Annotated in this window: 20 protein-coding genes and 1 pseudogene; 13 read left to right on the top strand and 8 right to left on the bottom strand. The window is 65.5% G+C overall.

Going from position 1 to position 21,679, the window contains the following annotated elements; all coding sequences use genetic code 11:
* Window positions 1-639 carry a glutathione S-transferase gene (locus tag VFG17_RS19895; RefSeq protein WP_325031104.1) on the top strand — a complete coding sequence of 213 codons (639 nt, stop codon included), beginning with the start codon at window positions 1-3 and terminating at the stop codon, window positions 637-639.
* A gap of 42 nt (window positions 640-681) precedes the next feature.
* Here VFG17_RS19895 and VFG17_RS19890 read toward each other — a convergent pair whose 3' ends face one another.
* Window positions 682-1,917, bottom strand: coding sequence for an amidohydrolase family protein (locus tag VFG17_RS19890; RefSeq protein WP_325031103.1), 1,236 nt, complete (start codon window positions 1,915-1,917; stop codon window positions 682-684).
* A 240-nt stretch (window positions 1,918-2,157) separates the two neighbouring features.
* On the opposite strand from VFG17_RS19890, the gene VFG17_RS19885 reads away from it, so the two are divergent.
* The 5 genes from VFG17_RS19885 to VFG17_RS19865 all read left to right on the top strand — a co-directional run bounded on the left by VFG17_RS19885 (window position 2,158) and on the right by VFG17_RS19865 (window position 8,359).
* Complete coding sequence (locus VFG17_RS19885) at window positions 2,158-3,681, top strand: carboxypeptidase M32 (RefSeq protein ID WP_325031102.1); 1,524 nt, start codon at window positions 2,158-2,160, stop codon at window positions 3,679-3,681.
* A gap of 98 nt (window positions 3,682-3,779) precedes the next feature.
* Window positions 3,780-5,477, top strand: coding sequence for a DUF885 domain-containing protein (locus tag VFG17_RS19880; protein WP_325031101.1), 1,698 nt, complete (start codon window positions 3,780-3,782; stop codon window positions 5,475-5,477).
* Window positions 5,478-5,566: 89 nt separating this feature from the next.
* Entirely contained in the window at window positions 5,567-6,826 is a 1,260-nt protein-coding gene (locus VFG17_RS19875; RefSeq protein ID WP_325031100.1) for a D-amino acid dehydrogenase, read from the top strand.
* A gap of 28 nt (window positions 6,827-6,854) precedes the next feature.
* Window positions 6,855-7,199, top strand: a complete 345-nt coding sequence (locus tag VFG17_RS19870; RefSeq protein WP_325031099.1) for a RidA family protein — start codon at window positions 6,855-6,857, stop codon at window positions 7,197-7,199.
* Between the two features lie 23 nt (window positions 7,200-7,222).
* Window positions 7,223-8,359, top strand: coding sequence for an aminotransferase class I/II-fold pyridoxal phosphate-dependent enzyme (locus tag VFG17_RS19865; RefSeq protein WP_325031098.1), 1,137 nt, complete (start codon window positions 7,223-7,225; stop codon window positions 8,357-8,359).
* 61 nt (window positions 8,360-8,420) lie between these two features.
* Here the strand turns inward: VFG17_RS19865 and VFG17_RS19860 are convergent, their stop codons facing one another.
* Genes VFG17_RS19860 through VFG17_RS19835 form a run of 6 tightly spaced genes read right to left on the bottom strand, consistent with a single transcriptional unit; the run spans window position 8,421 to window position 12,938 of the window.
* Window positions 8,421-9,035 carry a hypothetical protein gene (locus tag VFG17_RS19860; RefSeq protein ID WP_325031097.1) on the bottom strand — a complete coding sequence of 205 codons (615 nt, stop codon included), beginning with the start codon at window positions 9,033-9,035 and terminating at the stop codon, window positions 8,421-8,423.
* Entirely contained in the window at window positions 9,032-9,262 is a 231-nt protein-coding gene (locus VFG17_RS19855; RefSeq protein WP_325031096.1) for a DUF2274 domain-containing protein, read from the bottom strand. The genes VFG17_RS19860 and VFG17_RS19855 overlap by 4 nt, the downstream gene beginning before the upstream one ends.
* 2 nt (window positions 9,263-9,264) lie before the next feature.
* The gene (locus tag VFG17_RS19850) at window positions 9,265-10,491 is read right to left on the bottom strand and encodes a TrbI/VirB10 family protein (protein WP_325031095.1); all 1,227 of its coding nucleotides are present in this window, start codon (window positions 10,489-10,491) and stop codon (window positions 9,265-9,267) included.
* Window positions 10,488-11,306, bottom strand: a complete 819-nt coding sequence (trbG, locus tag VFG17_RS19845) for a P-type conjugative transfer protein TrbG (RefSeq protein ID WP_325031094.1) — start codon at window positions 11,304-11,306, stop codon at window positions 10,488-10,490. Before trbG ends, VFG17_RS19850 begins: the two co-directional genes overlap by 4 nt.
* The gene (gene trbF, locus VFG17_RS19840) at window positions 11,303-12,115 is read right to left on the bottom strand and encodes a conjugal transfer protein TrbF (RefSeq protein ID WP_325031093.1); all 813 of its coding nucleotides are present in this window, start codon (window positions 12,113-12,115) and stop codon (window positions 11,303-11,305) included. The genes trbG and trbF overlap by 4 nt, the downstream gene beginning before the upstream one ends.
* 4 nt (window positions 12,116-12,119) lie before the next feature.
* The gene (locus VFG17_RS19835; protein WP_325031092.1) at window positions 12,120-12,938 is read right to left on the bottom strand and encodes a type IV secretion system protein; all 819 of its coding nucleotides are present in this window, start codon (window positions 12,936-12,938) and stop codon (window positions 12,120-12,122) included.
* Window positions 12,939-12,956: 18 nt separating this feature from the next.
* On the opposite strand from VFG17_RS19835, the pseudogene VFG17_RS21625 reads away from it, so the two are divergent.
* The 7 genes and pseudogenes from VFG17_RS21625 to VFG17_RS19805 form a co-directional block, all read left to right on the top strand.
* Window positions 12,957-13,073: pseudogene (locus VFG17_RS21625) on the top strand (transcriptional regulator domain-containing protein); the annotation flags it as partial.
* 147 nt (window positions 13,074-13,220) lie between these two features.
* Window positions 13,221-13,718 carry a DNA -binding domain-containing protein gene (locus VFG17_RS19830; RefSeq protein ID WP_325031091.1) on the top strand — a complete coding sequence of 166 codons (498 nt, stop codon included), beginning with the start codon at window positions 13,221-13,223 and terminating at the stop codon, window positions 13,716-13,718.
* A gap of 173 nt (window positions 13,719-13,891) precedes the next feature.
* Window positions 13,892-14,473, top strand: a complete 582-nt coding sequence (locus VFG17_RS19825) for an NAD(P)H-dependent oxidoreductase (RefSeq protein ID WP_325031090.1) — start codon at window positions 13,892-13,894, stop codon at window positions 14,471-14,473.
* 140 nt (window positions 14,474-14,613) lie between these two features.
* Window positions 14,614-15,900: an MFS transporter gene (locus tag VFG17_RS19820; protein WP_325031089.1), complete on the top strand. Its 1,287-nt coding sequence runs from the start codon at window positions 14,614-14,616 to the stop codon at window positions 15,898-15,900.
* 104 nt (window positions 15,901-16,004) lie between these two features.
* Complete coding sequence (locus VFG17_RS19815) at window positions 16,005-17,021, top strand: hypothetical protein (RefSeq protein ID WP_325031088.1); 1,017 nt, start codon at window positions 16,005-16,007, stop codon at window positions 17,019-17,021.
* Window positions 17,022-17,126: 105 nt separating this feature from the next.
* A complete protein-coding gene (locus VFG17_RS19810; RefSeq protein ID WP_325031087.1) occupies window positions 17,127-18,296 on the top strand; it encodes an acyl-CoA dehydrogenase in 1,170 nt (389 codons plus the stop codon).
* A complete protein-coding gene (locus VFG17_RS19805; protein ID WP_325031086.1) occupies window positions 18,293-19,372 on the top strand; it encodes a phosphotransferase in 1,080 nt (359 codons plus the stop codon). The genes VFG17_RS19810 and VFG17_RS19805 overlap by 4 nt, the downstream gene beginning before the upstream one ends.
* 165 nt (window positions 19,373-19,537) lie before the next feature.
* Here VFG17_RS19805 and VFG17_RS19800 read toward each other — a convergent pair whose 3' ends face one another.
* Window positions 19,538-21,244: a class I adenylate-forming enzyme family protein gene (locus VFG17_RS19800; protein ID WP_325031427.1), complete on the bottom strand. Its 1,707-nt coding sequence runs from the start codon at window positions 21,242-21,244 to the stop codon at window positions 19,538-19,540.
* Between the last annotated feature and the right edge of the window lie 435 nt (window positions 21,245-21,679).

The raw sequence follows: 21,679 nt of genomic DNA, 5'->3' as shown, positions 1-21,679 counted from the left end.
ATGCTGACGATCCATCATCTGGGCATCTCCCAGTCGGACCGTATCATCTGGCTCTGCGAGGAACTGGGGATCGACTATGTCCTTCAGAAATATGATCGCGATCCGGCAACCGGGGCGGCGCCGGCCGTCTACAAGGCGCTGACGCCCTTCGGGACGGCGCCCGTCATCGCGCATGACGCCCTGGTTCTCGGCGAGTCCGGCGCGATCATCGAATATATCATCCACCGCCTCGGCGGCGGCCGGCTTGCTCTGCCACCGTCGGATGCTGCGTATCCGGACTATCTGTTCTGGCTTCATTTCGCCAATTCCTCGCTGATGTCGGCGCTCATGGTCGAGATGATCATCCCGGCAATCGAGCCTGCGAATCCCGATATCGCCGAGGCCTTGCGCGGCCGCGGCAATCGCGCCTTCGCTCTCGTCGAGCAGCGCTTGTCGGAAGCGCCCTATTTTGCGGGGGATGAATTTACCGCAGCCGACATCATCATGGCGTTCCCGTTGACCACGATGCGGCTGTTCGTGCCACGCGAAATCGCCGCCTATCCGAAGCTGAAGGCCTATCTGGCGAAGATAGCCGGGCGCCCCGCCTTCAAGCGCGCGCTCGCGGTCGGCGATCCGGGGCTCAAGCCCGTCATCGACTGAGCCGATCCTGCAAGTTCAGCGCTCACCGCGCGCCCGGCGGCTCTACAGCCGGTTCTTGATGATCTCGCCGTCGCGAATGATGAGGTCGAGGCGCTCGCCATTTTGCGACAGCAAGCCGATGTCCTTGAGCGGATCGCCATCGACGACGATGAGATCGGCGAATGCGTCGGGCTTGACGCAGCCCAGTCGCCCTTCGTGCATCAGGATTTCCGCGCCCATCGACGTCGCCTGGCGCAGGATTTCGATCGGCTCGAATACTTCGCGCCGCAGGGTGAATTCGCGGCATTGCTGATCATAGAGTTCGCCGAGCAAATCGGTGCCAAGGCCAAGCTTCACATTGGCCGACCGCATATGATCGAGTCCCTCGATAGCCGACTTATGGGCGACCTTGAGCTTGTCCATGACGACGGACGAAATTCCCATGGCGCTCCCCCCTTCCATGAGGGCGAAGATGATCGCCAGCGTGGGAACGACATACGCACCCTTCCCGGCGACGAATGCCGCCGTTTCGGCATCCATCAGCGTGCCATGCTCGATCACCCTGACCCCCGCCTCCACCGAGCGGCGGACGCCGCTCGCCGGGTGACAATGCGATGAGACATAGGTCCGGCGCTCCTCGCATTCGCGAACGATGGCCCGTATCTCGTCGTCCCGGTACTGGTTCATCCAGATGGGATCGAGGGGCGAGGTCACGCCGCCCGACCCCATGATCTTGATGCAATGGGCGCCGCGCCGGAGCTCTTCGCGAGCCGCCTTGATGCACTCATCGATGCCGTCGGCGATCACGCTCATCGTGCCGACCACGCTGCACGAACAGGCTCCGAATTCATGCTCGCTATCGTGCATGTCCCGAAAATCGCCGTGCCCTCCCGTCATCGAGAGGATTTTGCCGGCATAGAAGAAGCGCGGCCCCTCGATGATCTTGTCTTTAAGAGCCTTGGCCAAACTCCAGTCGCCCCCGCCGATATCGCGCATCGTCGTGAAGCCGCAATGGAGGCCGTGGCGCAGCATGCGCCCGGCATGAAGGGCGTTATAGGGCGTACCGACCTTTTCGAGCTGCGTCAGGTCGACATCGGCGGTGTAGGCATGGGTGTGAAGATCGATGAGTCCGGGCATCAGCGTCTTTCCGCCGACGTCGATGACCTGCGCATCCGGTGCACGGATTTCCTTTTCGGAGACTTCGCGAATGTGACTGCCGTCGATCAGGACAGACATGCCTTCGGCGCATTCCTCGTTCACGCCGTCGAAGATGCGGGCATTTGTCAGCAGCAGCGTCACGTAAGGCCTCCTGTTCGAGCGGCGACCGCATCACGTCGGCGGTCGTCGCGCTTGGACAAGAATTTCAAACGGCACCCGCCATGTCAACATGCATTATTGCATTTTAATATCCAGAAAATAGCTAGGATTGTTCGAATCCTTGTCAAATTCTCCGGTTAAAAATCTTGCATTCGCGCGTCATAGCATACAGATATGCATGGACGATGCGCGTTGGACTCGATGGGAGTGCGTGGAGAGGTTATGGACATTCCGAATGACAACCGGGCCTATACGGCGCTCGGAGAGCGATTTGGAACGGTCGGCCGGCTGGGTGCCGCCCGCGCGACCCTGTTCTGGGACAGCCAGACACATATGCCCCCCGGAGCCGCCTGGAGCCGAAGCGAGCAAATGGCGGCGATCGACGCGACCTGCACCGACCTCATCGCCTCGCCCGAAACAGAAGAGCTGCTCGAGACCGCGGCTGCGGCGGCGGGCGCGCTGGAGCCGGTCGAACGCACCAATCTCGGCGAGATGCGGCGCATCTGGCGTCATAGCACCGCGGTTCCCAAGGAGCTGATGCTCGAAAGGTCGCGCCGGGTTTCTGCCATCCAGCCGATCTGGCTCGCAGCCAAGCAGTCCAATGATTTCGCACCCTTCGGCGCTGCCTTCGAGGAGCTCATGCCGATCTACCGTGAGGTAGCAAAGGCGAAGGGAGAAGCTTTGGGGCTCAGCACCTTCGACGCGCTGATGGACGAGTTCGATCCGGGCCTGAGCACGCAGGTCGTCGATCCCATCTTCGCGGATCTTGAGAGATTCCTTCCCACGCTACTCGCCGACGTCATCGAGCGTCAGAAAAGCTGGCCGGACCCGATCCCTTTCGAAGGCGATTTCTCGGCAGACCGGCAGCGCGAACTTTCCTACAAGCTGGTCGAGGCCGTCGGGCACGATCTTGCCCATGTGCGCATCGACGCGGCTCCGCACCCCTTCGCGCTGGCGGGGTCGCCGGGCGACAATCGCATCACCACACGGTTCGACGCGGACAATGTGCGCTATGCTATTCTCGCCACGCTGCACGAGGCAGGCCATTCGCTGTACGAAGCGGGACTCCCGCGGGAACATGCCTTCACGCCCGTCGGGCAGGCGCGCGGCGCAACCGCCCATGAGAGCCAGTCGACGATGGTCGAGATGCAGGCCGGCCGCAGCCGCGAATTCCTGTCCTGGCTCGCCCCGCAGTGCGCGGCAGCCTTTGGCGGCAATCCCGATTGCTGGACCGCTTCCAATCTTCTCAATACCTATCGGCGCGTGGGGAGCGGGTTCATCCGCGTCGAGGCCGACGAGATTTCATATCCGCTTCACATCATCCTCCGCTATCGCATCGAGCAGGCCCTGCTTCGCGACGATCTCAAGGTCGCGGATCTCCCCGCCGCATGGTCCGACATGTCGGAGGCGATGTTCGGACGCCGGCCTCCCGATCATGCGACAGGCTGCCTCCAGGACATGCATTGGGCTGTCGGGCTGTTCGGCTATTTCCCGAACTATGCGCTGGGCGTGAGCCTCGCGGCGCAGCTTTTCGAGCAGGCGGTGAAGGACGATCCGGCCGTCCTCGCAAATCTGGCCGAAGGCGACTTCGCTCCGTATCGCGCGTGGGTCGGCCCGCGTATCCACGCCAAGGCGAGCCAGATGCCGTTCAACGAACTGGTTACCGAGGCGACCGGCGCGCCTTTGTCGGCATCTGCGCTCGAGCGCCATCTGCGAGCGCGATATCTGGGCGAGGATATGCCCTGAGGCTCGGGCACACCGTCCATCGGAGCCTCCTGCGAAGCCACCATGAATGCCGTCGGTCGTCATGAGCATGACGCCTTGAAAAATGAACGGATCAGCTAATGCCATTCGATACGCGCAACATGAACCTCGCTCTCAAGGTGATCGACGAGGTCATCGGCGAGCGCGGCAAATCACCCTTCGCGGTGCTCGCACAAGGCATCATGCCGACGCGCTTGCCCGACCTCGGATATGACGAGGCCGTCCGCGTCGCGACGCTCGGAAGCGACCTGCTCGAACGGGCGGACGCGGTCGATGCGGGGGTCCTGCCCGGCGACCTCGGCCTGACCTTCGAGATCGCACGCGGGCAGGCGAAAATCTGGTCGCGCTGCAGCGACTGGTATTGGCTGATAATCGACGCCTCCTTCCCGGTCGCCTTCCTGCCGACGGTTTATGGCGGCGGATATCTGCTCAACACCTTGAAATCCGTCTTCGCTGCACTCGAAGTGAAATCACGCGGCGATCAGCATCGCTATCTCGCGCTGGTGCATGATTATGCGCGGCTGGTGTCGCAGATGGAGGAGCGCACCCGCGGTCAGGCCGAGCGCGGCATTTTCATCCCCAAGCCGCAGCTCGAGCATTGCGGCCCGCTGATGCGGAATGCGCGGACGGCCGCGATCAACGATCTGGCGATGTCCCCGGACCGCGTGAGCGGCCCCGGCTCGGAAGATTTCGCTGCGCACCTGCAGGCCGCGATCGATACGGCGGTGCTGCCCGCATTCGACTCGCTCATCGCCTATCTCGAGGATTCCGCCTATGCGGCCAATGCGCCCGATACCGTCGGGCTAAGCCAGTATCCGGGCGGCGCCGAAGTCTATGCCGAGCTGGTGCACCTGCACACCACGCTGGAGCTTACGCCCGAGGAAGTTCACGCGCGCGGGCATGAACGCATGCGCGAGGTCAGGGCGCAAATGCGAGCGCTGCTCGACGAGATGGCGTTCAAGGACGATCCCCAAGCCTATCTCGAAGCGTTGACGGCCGATCCGAAGTGGCGGGCGGAAAAACCGGAGGCGATTGCGGACGTCTTCCAGCGCTACATCAATCGCATGGTGCCAAAGGTCGACGAAGTTTTCCGGTTCAAACCCAGGGCGGCCTATGGCGTTCGGCCTCTCGCACCCGAGCTCACCGGATCGATGACATTCGGCTATTACGCGATGCCGTCGCCGCACCAGCCTGACGGGCGCTACTTGTTCAACGCCGTCAACCTGTCCCAGGCCCCGCTGCTCAACATCGGCGCGCTCACCTACCATGAGCTCGTCCCCGGGCATCATTTCCACATCGCCTCGCAAAACGAGAATGAAGAGCTTCATGAACTGCGCAAGAAGTCGAGCTTCTCCTCGTTCAACGAAGGCTGGGCCGAATATGCGGCCACGCTCGCCGGCGAACTCGGGATGTATGAGGAGCCCGCGGAGAAATTCGGGCGACTGATGATGGATGCCTTCCTGACATGCCGGCTCGTGGTCGACACCGGGATGAACGCGCTCGGATGGTCCCTTGAGCAGGCTCGCGACTATATGCGCGAACATAGCTTCATGTCGGAGCGCGAGATCGAATCCGAAACGCTTCGCTACTCCTGCGGCATCCCGGGGCAGTCGCTCGCCTACAAGCTTGGCGACACCTTCCTCCTCGATCAGCGCGAGCGGATGAAAGCGGCGCTTGGCGACCGCTTCGACATCCGCGACTTCCACGACCTCGTGTTGAAGCCGGGCGGGTTGCCATTGCCGCTGGTGGCGCGGAATGTGGATGCGGCGATCGGCTGACGACATCTGCCCGGTATCGACACGCCGCGCCTGAGCTGACCACCCCGACAACCCGATGGATACCGCCCGATGAGACGGAGAGAAAAAGCATGAAGGTCGCTGTCCTTGGCAGCGGCGTCATCGGCGTCGCGTCGGCCTGGTATCTCGCCGAGGCCGGGCATGATGTCGTCGTGATCGACCGCCACCCCGGACCCGCACGCGAAACAAGCTTTGCCAACGCGGGCGAAATCTCCCCGGGCTACGCCTCGCCATGGGCCGCACCCGGCATTCCGCAAAAGGCGATCCGCTGGCTGATGATGCGCCACGCCCCGCTGATCCTCCAGCCGGCGATCGATCGCGAGATGCTCGGCTGGCTGTTCGCGATGCTGCGCAACTGCACGGGCGCGCGCTACGCGGTCAACAAGGCGCGAATGGTGCGGCTTGCCGAATATAGCCGCGACCGGCTCATGGCGCTGCGCGCCGATACCGGTATCGCCTATGACGAACGGATGCAGGGGACGCTGCAACTGTTCCGGACGCAAAAGCAGCTCGACGGGACCGCCAAGGACATTGCCGTCCTCCAGGCCGGTGGCGTCCCGTTCGAACTGCTCGACCGCGAGGGGTGCATCACGGCCGAACCCGGACTCGCCGCAGCGCGCGAAAAGATCGTCGGCGGTCTCCGTCTTCCCAATGACGAGACGGGCGACTGTTTCAAGTTCACCGTCGCACTCGCCGCCATGGCAGCCGAACGCGGCGTTCAATTCCATTATGGCGAAGCGATCCGTTCGCTGGCGGTCGAGGGCGGGCGTGTTACCGGAATAAAAACCGACCGTGGGCGGATCGCCGCCGATCGCTATGTCCTGGCGCTCGGCAGCCATTCGGCGGCGATGCTGCGACCGCTGGGACTGGGGCTGCCCGTCTACCCGGTAAAAGGCTATTCGATCACCGTCCCGATCGTCGATGCGGCGCGTGCGCCCGAATCGACGTTGATGGACGAAAGCTACAAGATCGCGATCACGCGGCTCGGCGACCGCATTCGCGTCGGCGGAATGGCAGAGATTTCCGGCTATAATAATGCGCTGCCCGAGCGCCGCCGCGCGACGCTCGTCCATTCGCTCACCGACCTGTTCCCGGGCGCCGGCGATGTCGAAGCCGCCAGCTACTGGTCGGGCTTGCGCCCCATGACCCCCGACGGCACGCCCGTCATCGGCGCGACGCCCTACGACAATCTCTTCCTCAATACCGGTCACGGCACACTGGGCTGGACGATGGCCTGCGGGTCGGGCCGGTTGATTGCCGATCTCGTCAGCGGCCGTGCGCCCGACATCGAGGCTGAAGATCTTTCAATCGCGCGCTATGGCGCATGCTGATCCCGTCAACCGGTCGAAAGGAATAGACATGACCATCGCCCGCATCCAGTCCGGCGCCCGCATGAGCCAGGCCGTCGTTCATGGCGACACCATCTATCTCGCCGGCCAGGTCGGTGCCCCGGGCGAAAGCGTCACGAACCAGACGCAGGCGATCCTCGGCCAGATCGAGGCGCTGCTCGCGGAGGCTGGGTCGGACAAGTCAAAGATTCTGTCGGCGACGATCTGGCTCGCCGACATGGCGGACTTCGCCGAGATGAACGCCGTCTGGGACAAATGGATCGACGGCAAGGACGCGCCTGCGCGCGCGACCGGCGAGGCCAGGCTCGCGACGCCCGCCTACAAGATCGAAATCATCGTCATCGCAGCGCGATGATCAGGACAGGAGCCAGTTTCCCCATGCCCGTCGAGATCGATCCCTTTCACGCCATCGCCATCAGCCGGCTCGCGCACCGGCTACGGGCCGAAGGACGGTCGGTGATCCACATGGAGTTCGGCCAGCCGTCGACCGGCGCCCCGTCGGCCGCAATCAGGGCGGCGCACGACATCCTCGATACCGACGGCATGGGCTATTGGGAAAGCCCGGGTCTGAAAGCACGTATCGCGGCCCATTATGAAGAAGCCTATGGGGTCCAGGTCGACCCCGAACAGGTCATCCTCACATGCGGCGCCTCGCCGGCGCTGGTCCTTGCCCTTTCCTGCCTGTTTTCCCCCGGCGCGCGCGTCGCCCTCGCGAGGCCCGGTTATGTTGCCTATAGAAACACGCTGAAAGCGCTTCATCTCGAGCCGGTGGAGCTCGCGTGCGGCGAAGCCGAACGGTTCCAGATCACAGCCGAGGCCATCGAGCGACTGGAGCCCGCCCCGGACGGACTTATCGTCGCGAGTCCGGCCAACCCCACGGGCACGATCATCCCGCCAGAGGAGCTCCGGGCCCTCGCCGAGGTTTGCAAGCGCCGCGGCATCGCGCTCGTCTCGGACGAAATCTATCACGGACTGAGCTATACGCTTGCCGCCGAAACCATGCTGAAGCACGCGCCAGATGCGCTGGTCGTCAACAGCTTCTCCAAATATTTCAGCATGGCGGGCTGGCGCCTTGGCTGGCTTGTCGTTCCCGAGAGCCTGATCGATGCCGCTCGCGCCCGAATGGGTAATCTGTTCCTGACCCCGCCCTCGCTCGCCCAGCACGCCGGCCTGATCGCCTTTGACTGCCGCGACGAACTCGAAGCCCATATCGAAACCTACGCGCGCAATCGCGAACTCCTGCTCAAAGCCCTTCCGGAAATGGGTCTCCGGCGGATCGCGCCTCCCGACGGGGCCTTCTATATCTATGCCGACGTCAGCCACCTGACCGATGACAGCCTCGCCTTCTGCGAAGCGTTGCTGCGCGATACCGGCGTGGCCATCGCGCCCGGACTGGATTTCGATCCGGTCGACGGCAAGGGTTTCATACGCCTCAGCTTCGCTGTCTCGACCGACCTGGTCGAAGAGGCCATCCGGCGCATTGAACCTTGGTTGGCCGCACGAGAAGCTAGGTAAAGCTGCATTCGCTGACAAGCGGCGATCCTGGCATGAACATGTTCGCCGGGTGTCGGCGCAGTCATCGGGCCTGCCGTCTCGCGAGATCGAGCCGCGGCAGCGCCTCGGCAAAGCGCGACACGCCCGATCCGTCGAAGCTGTGGGCGCCGGCTGCCGCGCAAAGACGGATACGCCGGGCGCTGTTGACCCGGCCAACGTGACATGTTGCGCCGCGCGCGCGTGCAAAGCTTGCCCAACTCGCCATCGTCGCCAGCTTCCATTCGGTATCGCCGCCGACGAAGACCCCGACGCGCGGCCCCACCAGGCCGCGGACATGCGCCGGCATGATGCCGTTCTGGACCGCGATCATGAAGCGCGCATTGGAAAGGACACGACGATTGCGGAGCCGGGCGAGCCAGGTCCGCGAAAATTTCAGTGATGCCATGCCGCCCATGACGATGTCGGGAACGACGATCCAGTCCGCGCCGGCACCGAGCCGGGCCAAGGCGCGCTCGAAGGCGGCTTCGTCAAACGGCTCGCCGCGCTGGAACGAGGTCCACGCGCCATTGTCGAGGGCGTAGCGGAAACCTTCCGTCCGCAGCACGCCGCGCGCCGACACCATCAGCCGCCATCCGGCGCGGCGCAAGGCATCGAGGTTGCGGCGCGTACCGGTGCGCGAAGCATAGGCTATCATCATTCCCCCTCCCCGCCCCGTTCGCGGCGCCGCCGCTGGAACGCGCGATCATTGCCCAAAAACGCTTCGAGCATCGCGGGGATCAGCTCGGTGACGGGCTCTTCGCGGCCATATTGCTCGCGGTAGAAGGCGGCATATTCGCCGATGCGCGCGTGGAGGTCGGGCATGAGGTTGATCACGAGCTTGACCGGCGTTCGCTCGGGGAGCCGCTTGAGGCTGATAGCTGCCATCGTCAGTCTCCCCGCGCCTGCCAGGGCCGCAACATGATATCGCTGTGAACGACAACGCGAAGCGGCCAGCCGGGACGCACGCGCAAGGTCGGAGGGATGTCGAGGTTGCGCGAGACAAGCCGGTCGCCGGCACGCGCACCGCCCTGCTGCGCGGATTCGCGTAAGGCACGAACGAGATCGCTTTCGCTGCTGCCGAAGCTCAGTTCGCTGCCGACGCCGAGCAGCGTCGATAGCGCAACGCCCTTCAGCAATTGCCAGCCATGCCGGTCGATCCGGTCGGTGAGACCGGCATAGCCCCCGGTATCGGTCGCGGGCACATTGTCGATCCGGATCGACGATCCGTCGGGGAGAATGATCCGCTGCCACAATACGAGCGCGCGGCTCTGCCCGAACGCGATGTCGCTGTCGTAGCGGCCGATCAGCCGCGAGCCCTGCGGGATCAGCAGCGAGCGCCCCGTGACGCTGTCATAGACATTTTCGGTGACCTGCGCGGTGACCAGCCCCGGCAGGTCCGAGTTGAGCCCCGTGATCAGGCTCGCGGCGATGATACTCCCCGCCTGCAAGGTCCAAGGCGAAGCGGGCGCGGCCAACGCGTGCGGGTTGGTATCGGCACTGTCATTGGCGCGCCCGGCCAGCGCCGCCTTCGACTGCCCGTTGGCGTCGGGCGCCGTCGCTGTCGCTGCGGGTACCGGCAACAGCGACGCCGTCTCGGACGCCCCAACCGGAACGGTCACGGCCGGCGCGCTTGCCGCATCGCCGTGCGTTTGCAGCATGAGGCCCGATTCACGCGCCGCGCGCGCTTCGGCAGCGAGGCGCTGGCGCTCGGCTTCGGCTTCCTGCGCGGCGCGCCGCGCTGCCTCGTCGGCGGGCTCGCCAGGCGCCATTCCCATTCGACGCTGATGATCGAGGATCGGTCTTCCAAGGTCGCCGGGGAGCGGCGGTCCGAGCCGCGGAACATCGCCATAGCCCGTCGGGGCGCCCTCCAGCGCGTCGGGCGGCGGTTTTGCGCCCACCACCTTGTCGTCGCTTGCGGCGACGAGGGTGAACGACGCCGGTTTGAGTGCCAGCCACGCGGCCACGGCGATCGCGGTCGATCCGGCGGCGGCGATGGCGACGATCGCGCCGCGGCGGAAGCGCGTCACGCGTCCGGGCGCGCCGCGCAGCACCAGCGTCTCGGGGTCGGCTTTCTGAGGCGCTGCGCCGGCAGGCGGATGCTGAGGATCGGTCATTGGCCTTTCCTCCGCTTGGGCCGCGCGCTCGATATCCGCACGACCTGCTGCTTCTTGCCGCCAAGGCGCAGTTCGGCGGCGCCGAACAGCCGGTCGACGACATAATAGCGCCCCGCGACGCGGTAGTTCACGAGCTGGGCTTCGCCCTCGTCGCCGATGACGAACAAGGGCGGCGCCTCGCCCACCGCGATCGACGGCGCGAATTCGATGAAGGTCTGCCGCCCGTCGTCGAAGGCGCGCAAGGGTCGCCACGCCGGCTTGTCGCCCGTAATCGCGTAGCGGAAATCGAGCCGCTCGACCGCGAGCCCCGACGCGATCGGAGCCGCCGCCGCGGCAGCCGCCTCCTCGCGGCGCAGCGCGATCAGTTCGTCGTGCGGATAGCGCCATTCGAGCGCCGCCATCGCGCCGTTCGCATGGCTCTCGAGTTCGAGATGATAGACGCGGCGGTCGGTCGTGATGATCAGGTTGGTGCGAAGCCCGGTGGAAAAGGGCTTCACCAATATATGCGTGCGCTTGCCCTCGCCGCTGCCGCTCGCCGTGTCGCCGACGGTCCAGCGCAGCGTGTCGCCGGCGGCGACCGAGGTTACCGCCTCGCCGGGCTGCAGCGCGATATCGGTCACGCGCCCGGGCGCGGCATAGAGCCGGTAGAGCGCGCCCTCGGCGTAGGGATAGACCTGCACCGCGTCGACATAGCCCGCGCGCGACGGCTCGCGCAGCGCCGCCTTGTTCGCGGCCGCCACCGCCGCGCCGGGCTGGGCCATCGCAGGAGCGGCAAGCGACAGCGCGCTCGCCGACAGGAAAAGGATACGGATCATGGCTGGCTCCTTTCGAGCGGATCGAGGGGTTCGGATGGGGTGCGATCGGCATCGGCCGGCGAGCCGGGCGGCAGACTATCGCCCGGCGTCGGCATCGCCTGCGCGGGGCCCGAGCGATCGGTGGGGGTTTCGAGCTCGCGGCTCCAGTCGATCGCGTCGACATAGAGACCGAGCGGATTTTTCCGCAGCACATCGGCTGACCGCGGGGGCTGCACCTTGACGGTGAGCATCGCGGTCCAGCGCGAGGTTCCCGACAGGCTGCCGCGCTCATAGGCCTGCTCGGTCCATTTGACCTGGAAGCTGCGCTCCGACGCGCGCACGACGCTCGTGACCTGCACCGACACGGTGCGGCGGCCGACCTCGGCGAACGGATCGGCGCTCCTTGCATATTCGCCGAGAAAGAGCGCGGCGCGCGGCGTCGCGAAATCATAGGCCGCGAGCCAGTTCTCGCGCATCAAGACCGGATCGAGCGACCGCGAACGGACGTTCGCGACGAACCTGCCAAGGTGCCACGCGATCTGCGGATCGGTCGGCCGGTAAGCCTTGATCGCGGGCGCGACGCTGCGCGCTTCCCCCAAACGGTCGACCTCGACCACATAGGGCGTGACGCGGCTCTGCACCGACTGCCAGACGAGGCCGCCTGCGAGACCCGCAGAGAGCAAAAGCCCGCCGAGCGCCATAATCCGCCAGTTGCGCGCCTGGACACGCGCCGAGCCGATCCGCTCGTCCCAGGCCTGCGCGGCGCGCTGATAGGGGGTCACCGGCTCGGGCGTCCGCCCGTAGCGCTCGACCGATCGCTTGAACCGCATGGCCTCAATCCTCCTTTTCGCTGATTTCAGGGTTGGCGCCGCTGCCGCCGCGATCGCCGCTCGACAGCGTGTGGATCGCCGCCTGGCGCGCCGAGCGGCGGCGCTGGTCGGCTTTCATCGCGCTCGCCCAGGCGGGTGTCCCGGCCACCGGCGCGGCCCCCGCCGGCGCGGCCACCGAAGATGCACCCTGCCCGCCGCCGCTCCGGTTCGTGCCGGCGTTCCATGCCGCATCGCGCCCGCGCGCTGCCGCCGCGCCAAGCCCGGCACGCGCGGCCGCGCCGCGCATCGCCTCGCCCGCCGCGCCGCCGGCGGCGGTGGCGAGCCCCGCGAGTCCGGCGCCGGGCGATTTCGAGCCGCGCACCTCCTGCCCGAGCGACCAGGCGGTGCCCGCGGCGCTGCCCATCGCGGTGCCTGCGCGCACCGCGCCGAGCGCCGCGCCGCCGCCGAGCCGCGCGGCGGCCATACCGGCGGCGCCCGCGACGACCATCGTGCCCGCGGCCGCTGCCGCCGTGCCGACCGCCGCCCCGGCGCCGAGCTGCGGCGCGCCGGCGACGAGCCCCGAGGCGATGCCGGGGCCGAAAATGCCGAGCCCGAGCAATGCCAGCGCCGCGAGCGCGAGCGCCATCGCCTGCTCGACGTCGAGATCACGCCCCGCCGCCCCGCCAAGCATCTCCGAAAAGAGTCCCGAGCCGATGCCGACGATGACGCCGAGCACCATCACCTTGATGCCCGAGGTGACGATGCTGCCGAGCACCCGCTCGGCGAGGAAAGCGGTGCGGCCCCAGAGCGCGAAAGGCACGAGCGTGAAGCCCGCGAGGCTCACGAGCTTGAACTATTTGGTGTGACGCTCACGGGGCCCGCCGTCGATTGGCGATCGGCTGAACCCTATGGCGAGCTTCTGCTATGCGATCGCGGCATCTTCGCGTGGGAATGGCTTCGCCGCAGTCATCGCTATCGCCATGCCTGGGCTATGAGGGACAATCCTTGCTGCGCCGCACCCGGGGAATTCGGGCTGCTCGGGTGGGTCAACCCCGCGCTGCCTGCCCCGGAGGCGCGGCCAATCTGGAGTGTCGAAGTCGATGGTCGCGTCCTACGCGGCCGGCCGGTGGACGAGCGGAGCGTCGCCGAAGACCTGTTCGACATTCGAGCACTTGCCGCATTCGTCTCGGTAGAGATCGACGATAATCACGCCGAACATTGGCTAATGAGCGATGGGCATTGGACGATCCGTCTTGACCTGCACGACGGGACACTGCTCGCTGGTCCCATACTCGTCGAGCATCGCGTGACAGGTCTGGAATCGGCAAAGTCCAAGCTCGAAGCACTGCGCCAGTTTGTCGTCCTTGCCCAGCGCCGCAATCTCCCCGCCTCGATGATGCCTCGAGAGAGGCGCGCGGCGCAGTGGATTGCCGAATTGCGCGTCGGTGACGCCATTCTCGACGGTGCCGGTCACCAGGATATAGCACGCGCGCTTTTCGGCTCGTCGATTGCAGAGCGGCGCTGGCGTATCGAGAATAGTTCGTACCGGCTGCGCGTTCAGCGACTTGCACGGGTCGCCCGCGAATATCTCCGGCAGCCCTTGTCGGGTCCATGGTTCTTGTGATCGAGACGAAGGTCTCATTCTGCGTCCGAAGCCATCCGCACATATGCTCGCTTCCAGCCACAGGAACATCCAGCTTTTCCCAAATCTACATTGCAATCTCGACAGCAGATTATACGATAATTATCTGTTATTGACTCATGTCCTGCGGCACCTATCGGCAAGGAAAGTCAGCGATGCGGATATTGATCGTGCAGTCCCAGCCCGATGCGGCGTCCTTTTCGGCCGCCATCGAGGCCGCCTTCACCAAAGGCGCAAAAGCCGCCGGCCACTCGGTCGATGCGGTCAACCTGCCCAACGACGGCTTCTCGCCCGGCTTCGGCCAGCCCGACCTCGACCATTACCACGGCAAGACCCCGGTTCCCGATGACGTGCGCGCCCATCAGGCGCGCGTGGACGCGGCCGATGCGCTGGTCCTGGTCTTCCCCGTCTATTGGTGGTCGTTTCCGGCCGTTCTCAAGGGCTGGATCGACCGCGTCTTCATCGCTGGCTGGGCGTTCAGATTCGAAGAAGGCAAGGTTGTCGGCACCATGCGCGACATTCCGGTCTATCTGCTCGGCGTTGGCGGCGGCAGCAACGACGGCTATACCAAGCACGGTTATTACACGGCTTTCGACACGCAGGTCACCACAGGAATCTTCAAATTTTGCGGCATCCGGCGCATTCACACGCATCTCCTGCTCGACGTCGAGAGCGGTGCCGAATATCGCGATGCCCATCTCGAGACGGTAGAGGAACTCGGCCGGTCGATCGCATAGGCGGCCGATCGGCCCCGCAGCCGCTCGATCGTGGCTATGGGCTTGCCCCATGCCAAAATATCGGTAATTATCGACTTTCTTGCCGGTCCATGTGAAGCGTTTCAGCGCTGCCCGACCGGCGGGACGGGAGACAAAAAGAAATGGACGACGCTCGGATTTTGACGGCGGGACCGCCGCAGCCGCGAACCGGATTTTATTTCGGCTGGCGTATCGTCCTCGCCATGTTCCTTACGACCATGATGATCTACGGCAATACGCTGTTCGGTTTCATCATCCTGACAGACCCGCTGGCAAGAGAGTTTGGCTGGTCCTCCGCCGCCACCGGGTCGCTCGTTTCGGCGATGTGGCTGATAGCCCCGCTGGCACTGGTGATCGCACCGGCCATTCACCGGTTCGGCGCCTTCACGATATTGATCGGCGGACTGCTGCTGCAGGTCGTCTGCCTCGCGCTGGTCGGGAGTATCGACAGTTTCTGGCAGCTCTATCTGCTGCGCGTCGTCATGGGAGTCGGGAAAGTCGTCTCGATCGTCTCGGTGCCGGTGATGGTGACGACATGGTTTTCGCGCCGTTTCAGCACGGCGATGGCGCTGGCCTGGTGCGGCGGATCCTTCGGCGGCTTCGTCATGGCCCCCGCGACCGAGCGGTTGCTATCGTTCATGGACTGGCGCGAGGCGGCGCTGTCGCTCGGCGCGCTCATGGGGGTTGCCACCCTTGTCATTTTCCTGCTGTGCCGCGGCGCCCGCAATCCCGCCGCCATCGGCATCGGACTCGATGGCGATCCGCGGGTCCTGCCCCTCGACCCGGCGGGCGGCCCGGACGCGAGCGCCGCGCCGAAGGTGCAGGCTTCCGAGCTCAGGTCGATCAATTTCGTCACGGCCGCAATCATGTCCATCGCGCTAATGCTGAGCGGGATCGGCGCCCTTGCGGCGATGAGCCAGGTGCCGTCGCTGATGGAAGCAGGCGGCATTTCGGTGCAACTGGCCGCCACCTTCCTCGGCCTGACCGCCGCCGCGTCCGCCGCCGGCCAGATCATCATCGGTTGGCTTCTCGATCGCTGGAAGCTCGGCCTTTGCAACCTTCTGGTCGCCTTTCTCCTCGCCGCCGGTCTCGCGGCTCTCATTCTCCTCCAGCACGATCATGGCGTTGCGGCGGCCGCCGTCGGGGCGCTTGCGTTCGGTGTCGGCATCGGCGCGAACGAGATGCTCTGGATCACCCTCACCAAACGGCAGTTCGGATCGCGGCTCTTCGCCTATACCTATGGGGGCTGGAGCTGCGCGCTCGCTGCGGGCTATGCGCTGGGCGGCCCTGTCGGCGGCTGGGCGTTCGACCGCTTGTCTCCGGCATCCTTTCCCCTGCTGATCATGGCCTTGTATCTGCCGGCACTGACGATCGCCGTCTGGCGACCCGGCAAACGCGATCTTCCATGAGAGGATGCGCCGCCCTCCAGCCGGCTTCCGCCGGACCTCCAGAGCTGCGGCATGGCGGCGTGCCCACGCTTCGACATTCCTCGAACCATGAAAGATAGAGTCCGATGAAGCCCATTCTCCTCATTGGCGGCCACGGGATCACGGGCCGGAAAACCGCGCAGCAGCTTCGTCTGCGCCATCCGCACGTTCCGCTTGCGATCGCCGGTCGCAATCTTGCCGCCGCGCAGGCATTTGCCGACGAACTGGGCAACGCGGTCGCCTATGCGGCAGACATCTGCGGAAATGTCCCCGACCTCGGCCTGCCGCACGGCGAATTCAGCGCGATGGCCGTCTTCCTGATGGACGAGACCGGCGACGCGCTGCGTTTCGCGAGCGATCACGCCATTCCCTATGTAGCCGTCACGGGCGGCGCGTTCGAGATGGGTCTGCAATTCGCGATCGGCATGCATGCCATGGACGACTGCTCGATCACGATCGCCTCCAACTGGTTCTGCGGCGGCGCGCTGATGGCGATCCTCGCTCTCTGCAGCGAGCTTTCGAGCGTCGAAGCGGTCACGGCCGGTATCGTGATCGACCGCAACGACGGTCCGTCGGGACCCGCGACCCGCGCCGACTTCGAGCGTATCCTCGGCACCTGCACCAGCATGCCGCTGCGCTCGCAGGGCATTTACAAATGGGTCACCGGCGAAGCAGGAAAGGCCGACTACACCGGCACCGGCGGGCGCAAGCTCGAAGGCTCGCCGGCGGTGTCGGTCGATGCGGTCGCCATCGGCGCAGCGACCGGCGCACGCGATGTCACGGTCCTCGAAACCTGGGGCGATTCCCTATCGTGGCTGGAGGAACGGCTTTCATCCGACGAGATCGTGATCGAGGCGCGCGGGACCGCGAGCGACGGAAGCCGTGTCGTCATCCGGCAGGAAGTGGTCGCGCCGCGCGATACCGCCCCGATCACGGCGATCACCATCGCGATGCTGCTCGACGGGGCGGCCGGGCTGGCATCGGGCGTTCCGCTCGCGCCGGGCATCTATACGGCCGAACGCGCGCTCGATCCGGCAAAGGCGGCGGTGTGGATGAAGGAGGCGGGCGTCCGGTTCGGCCCGGTCTCGGTCCGCTCCGCCTGATCCCGGCCTCCGACCGCCAGCTACCCGAAAGAAATTGGAGACCATGATGAGCAGGAAATACTCGGTGGAGACTTCGCGCGCGCCCACAGTCCGGGGTCTCGTGGCATGACCATATCGGATCGGGCGCTGGCCATCGCGGCAAAAGTCGAAGCCTTCGTTCGCGAAACCATCATTCCCTACGAGCAGGATCCGCGCCGCGACCATCACGGCGCACCGACCGACGAGCTGGTCATGGAAATGCGCAACCATGCGCGCGCCGCGGAGGTGCTCACGCCGCACATTCTCGGCGACGGCAGCCACCTCAACCAGCGCGAGACCGCGGTGGTGCTCATCAAGAGCGGCCTGTCGCCGCTCGGCCCGCTCGCCTGCAACACGATGGCGCCCGACGAGGGCAATATGTACCTGCTCGGCAAGGAGGGCAGCCCCGAACTCAAGGACCGTTTCCTGAAACCGATGGTCGACGGACGCGTCCGCTCGGCCTTCTTCATGACCGAGCCCGCCGACGAGGGCGGCGCGGGGTCCGACCCATCGATGATGAAGACGACCTGCCGTCCCGATGGCAATCATTGGGTGATCAATGGCCGCAAGACCTTCATTACCGGGGCACAGGGCGCGCGCGTCGGCATCGTGATGGCGAAGGCGGATGAAGGCGCGTGTATGTTCCTGATCGACCTGCCCGACCCCGCGATCCGCATCGACCATGTGCCGAACACGATCGACAGCTCGATGCCCGGCGGCCATGCGACGCTGACGATCGACAATCTGCGCGTTCCCGCCGACCAGATGCTCGGCGAGGCCGGCGAAGGCTTCCGCTATGCGCAGGTGCGGCTCTCCCCTGCCCGCTTGTCGCACTGCATGCGCTGGCTCGGCGCGTGCATCCGCGCGCACGAGATCGCGACCGACTATGCCAACCGCCGCGAGGCGTTCGGCAAGCCGCTGATCGACCATGAGGGCGTCGGCTTCATGCTCGCCGAGAATATGATCGACCTGAAGCAGGCCGAACTGATGATCGACTGGTGCGCGGGCGTGCTCGACACCGGATCGCTCGGCACAGTCGAAAGCTCGATGGCGAAGGTCGCGGTATCCGAAGCGCTGATGCGCATTGCCGATCGCTGCGTCCAGGTGATGGGCGGCACCGGCGTCACCGACAGGACGATCGTCGAACAGGTGTTCCGCGAGGTTCGTGCCTTCCGCATCTACGATGGCCCGACCGAGGTTCACAAATGGAGCCTCGCGAAGAAGATCAAGCGCGACTGGAAGGAAGCGCAGATATGAGCGCGCCGGCGCAGGACGCGAACGTCGGAACGACCCCGGTGCGCGACGCCTATCGCTTCGACGAGGCAGCGCTGGCGCGCTGGATGACCGGGCATGTCGCAGGCTTTGCCGGGCCGCTTCGCGTCGAGCAGTTCAAGGGCGGGCAGTCGAACCCGACGTACAAGCTGGTGACGCCGGCCGCCGCCTATGTGCTTCGCCGCAAGCCGCCAGGCCAGATACTGACGGGCGCGCATGCCATCGACCGCGAAGCGCGCATTCTGACGGCGCTCGGGAAAACGGGCTTTCCCGTCGCGCATATCCACGGACTGTGCACCAACGACAGCGTGATCGGCACCTGGTTTTATGTGATGGAGATGGTCGAAGGGCGTATCTTTTGGGATGCAACCTTCCCAGGCGTCGATCGCAATCAGCGACCGGCATATTTCGATGCGATGAACGCCGCGATCGCGCGGCTCCATGGCATCGACTATGACGCGCTCGGCCTTGGCGATTACGGCAAACCGGGCAATTATTTCGCGCGGCAGATCGGACGCTGGTCGAAACAATATCACGAAGACAGCGACGCCGGCCGCGATACCGCCATGGATGCACTGGTCGAATGGCTGCCCGCCAACATTCCGGCGGGTGACGAGAGCAGCATCGTCCATGGCGATTTTCGCTGCGACAATATGATCTTCCACCCTACCGAACCGCGCGTGATCGCGGTGCTCGACTGGGAACTCTCGACCCTTGGCCACCCGCTCGCCGACTTCGCCTATCATGCGATGATGTACCAGATGCCGCCGCATATCGTCGCCGGGCTCGACGGCGCGGACCTCGCGGCGCTCAACATCCCGTCCGAGGCCGACTATGTCGCGGCCTATTGCAGGCGTACCGGCCGCGACGGCATCGCCAATTGGGACTTCTACATCGCCTTCAACTATTTCCGCCTTGCCGCGATCTTCCACGGCATCAAGGGCCGCGCCATTCGTGGCACCGCGGCATCGGCACATGCCCGCGATCGCGCCAAAAGCTTTCCGACGCTGGCGAATTTAGGCGCCGAGGCAATGCGCAAGTGCCGTGGACATGGGTCGTAGCAGAACAGGGCCCGGAGGCTGACGGACTTCGTAACGGCTGCGAACATCGACCGCCCAAGGTCCGGGTCTCCCGGAGCGGCCGCAAAACCGCCACACACATTATCGATTGCAATAGCCGCATTCCAGCATCCGCCGGCCGCAAATCAAGCGACCGGCGTCGGGGCGCTAGGCGGCGGCCTCGCCCTCCCGATCGGCAAAGAGCAGCTTCAGATCCTTCTTCAGGATCTTGCCATTGGCGTTGCGCGGCAGGGTCTCGGTCACGAAGCGGATTGCGACGGGTACCTTGAACGCCGCCAGCCGCGCGCGGACCCAGTCCCGCAGTTCGGTTTCGGTCGCGCTCGTTCCCGGCGCCAGATGGACGATGGCGGCCGGTTCCTCGCCGAGCGTGCGGTGCGGAATGCCGATGATCGCGCAATCGGTCACCGCAGGATGTTCGTAAAGGATATTCTCGACCTCGGACGAATAGATATTCTCGCCGCCGCGCAGCAGCATGTCCTTCGCCCGGTCGACGATATAGACGAAGCCCTCGTCGTCGAGGCGGGCGAGATCGCCGGTGCGCACCCAGCCTTTCACAAAGGTTTCCGCGGTGGCCTCGGGCTTGTTCCAATAGCCCTTCACGATCATCGCCCCGCGTGCCCAGAGCTCGCCGACGGTCCCCGTCGGCAGTACGGTCACGCCGTCGTCGGCGCGGATTTCGAGGTCGGCGACCGCGACAGGCGGCCCCGCGCTCGTCGGGCGGTTGAGATAATCCTCCGACGAATGGTGGGTCACCGTCGCCATCGTCTCGGTCATCCCCCAGCCATTGGCGGGCAGCGCCCCGAATTCCTCATAGATGCGCTTGACCAGTTCGGGTGCGGAGGGCGCGCCGCCATAGGCGATCGCCTCGAGCGAGGAGAGATCATATTTTGCGCGGTCGGGATGCTCGATGAGCTGCCAGGCGATCGTCGGCACACCGCCGGTCAGATTGACCTTCTCGCGCTCGATGATCTCCATCGCGCGCACCGGCTCCCATTTGCGCATGAAGACCGTCGTGTGCCCCGCCACCATGGCGCCCATCAGCGTCGCCGAACAGGCGGTGACATGGAACATGGGAATCACGGTCAGCATCGTACGCGGCGTCGGCGCGGGCAAGGCCTCGCCGCGCCGCAGGAAGCTTCGTGCCGACGAGAAGCCCGTCGAGAGGATGTTGGTGAGGAGATTGCGATGGGTTCCGAGCGCTCCCTTGGGATTGCCCGTCGTCCCGCTCGTATAGAAGATTGTCGCGTCATCGTCGCTGTCGAGAGCGACGACCGGGCGCCCGGTGGCCGGTAGACCGGCCCAATCGCCGGTCGTGCCGACGATATCCTCGAGCGCCGTCGTACGATCGGGCGCTGTCCCCGCGCGCGCTACGATGACACGTTCGACCGCCGGCATCGTCTCCAGATGTTCGGCGATCCGCTCGTAGCGCTCGGCATCGACGATCAGGAGCCTGGAACCCGAATCCCGGATGCCATAGGCCAGCTCCGTGCCGGTCCACCACGCGTTGAGCGGCACGGCGATCGCACCGATCGAGGTGATCGCGAAGAAGATCATCGGCCATTCGGGAAGGTTGCGCATCGCGAGCGCGACGCGGTCGCCCTTCCCGATGCCCATGTCGCCGAGCGCGCGTGCGAAGGTCGCAACCGCGCGCCAGTTCGCCTCGAAACTCACGCGCTCCTCATCGAGGATCGTGAACGGCCGATCGCCATGTTGGCGCGAAATATCGAGCAGGGCGCCAAGGTCGTGCGGGATATTTTTCCAGGTCCGCGTCGGGATCCCGCCGATCATGACCGTGTCCATCTCGAACGGAGCCCCCGGTGCGGTGAGCGCAGCGGAGGCATCGGCGAGCGACATCTTCGGCCATGCCGGATCGAGCGGCACTACAGGGTCGCTGGTCGGGTCATTCGCCACGGGTCATCTCTCCGTTCTTTTTGCGCCTCCGGTCTTATGCCCGGCAGGCCTGATTATGGTGCAGGATCAGCGCGGCGGCGCCGGAAAGCAAGGGGAGACCCTCGCCCTCACCGCGCGGCCGCGTTGCCGTAACGGCGGCAGCGCGGAGCCGGGCAACGAACATCGCCGGCGCCGGATAGTGACGGCATCCCGCACCGGGTTCCAGAGTGCCGGGATGCCGTCCACTGCTCGCCGAACGGTCGCTGATACGGCGGGCAGTGTTCCGAAAGGAGGTTCGTCGCTGCAAGCGGAGACCCCAGCGCATCGATGCATCCAGGAACAGCGATCCGAAGCCGGCGGGAGCGCCTCGCCGGACCGCCGACGCGCGTCGGTCCCGGA

Source organism: Sphingopyxis sp., from assembly GCF_035686825.1.
Lineage (GTDB): Bacteria > Pseudomonadota > Alphaproteobacteria > Sphingomonadales > Sphingomonadaceae > Sphingopyxis.
Note: the sequence above shows the minus strand (reverse complement) of the source record. Positions and strands in the feature narration are given on the sequence as shown.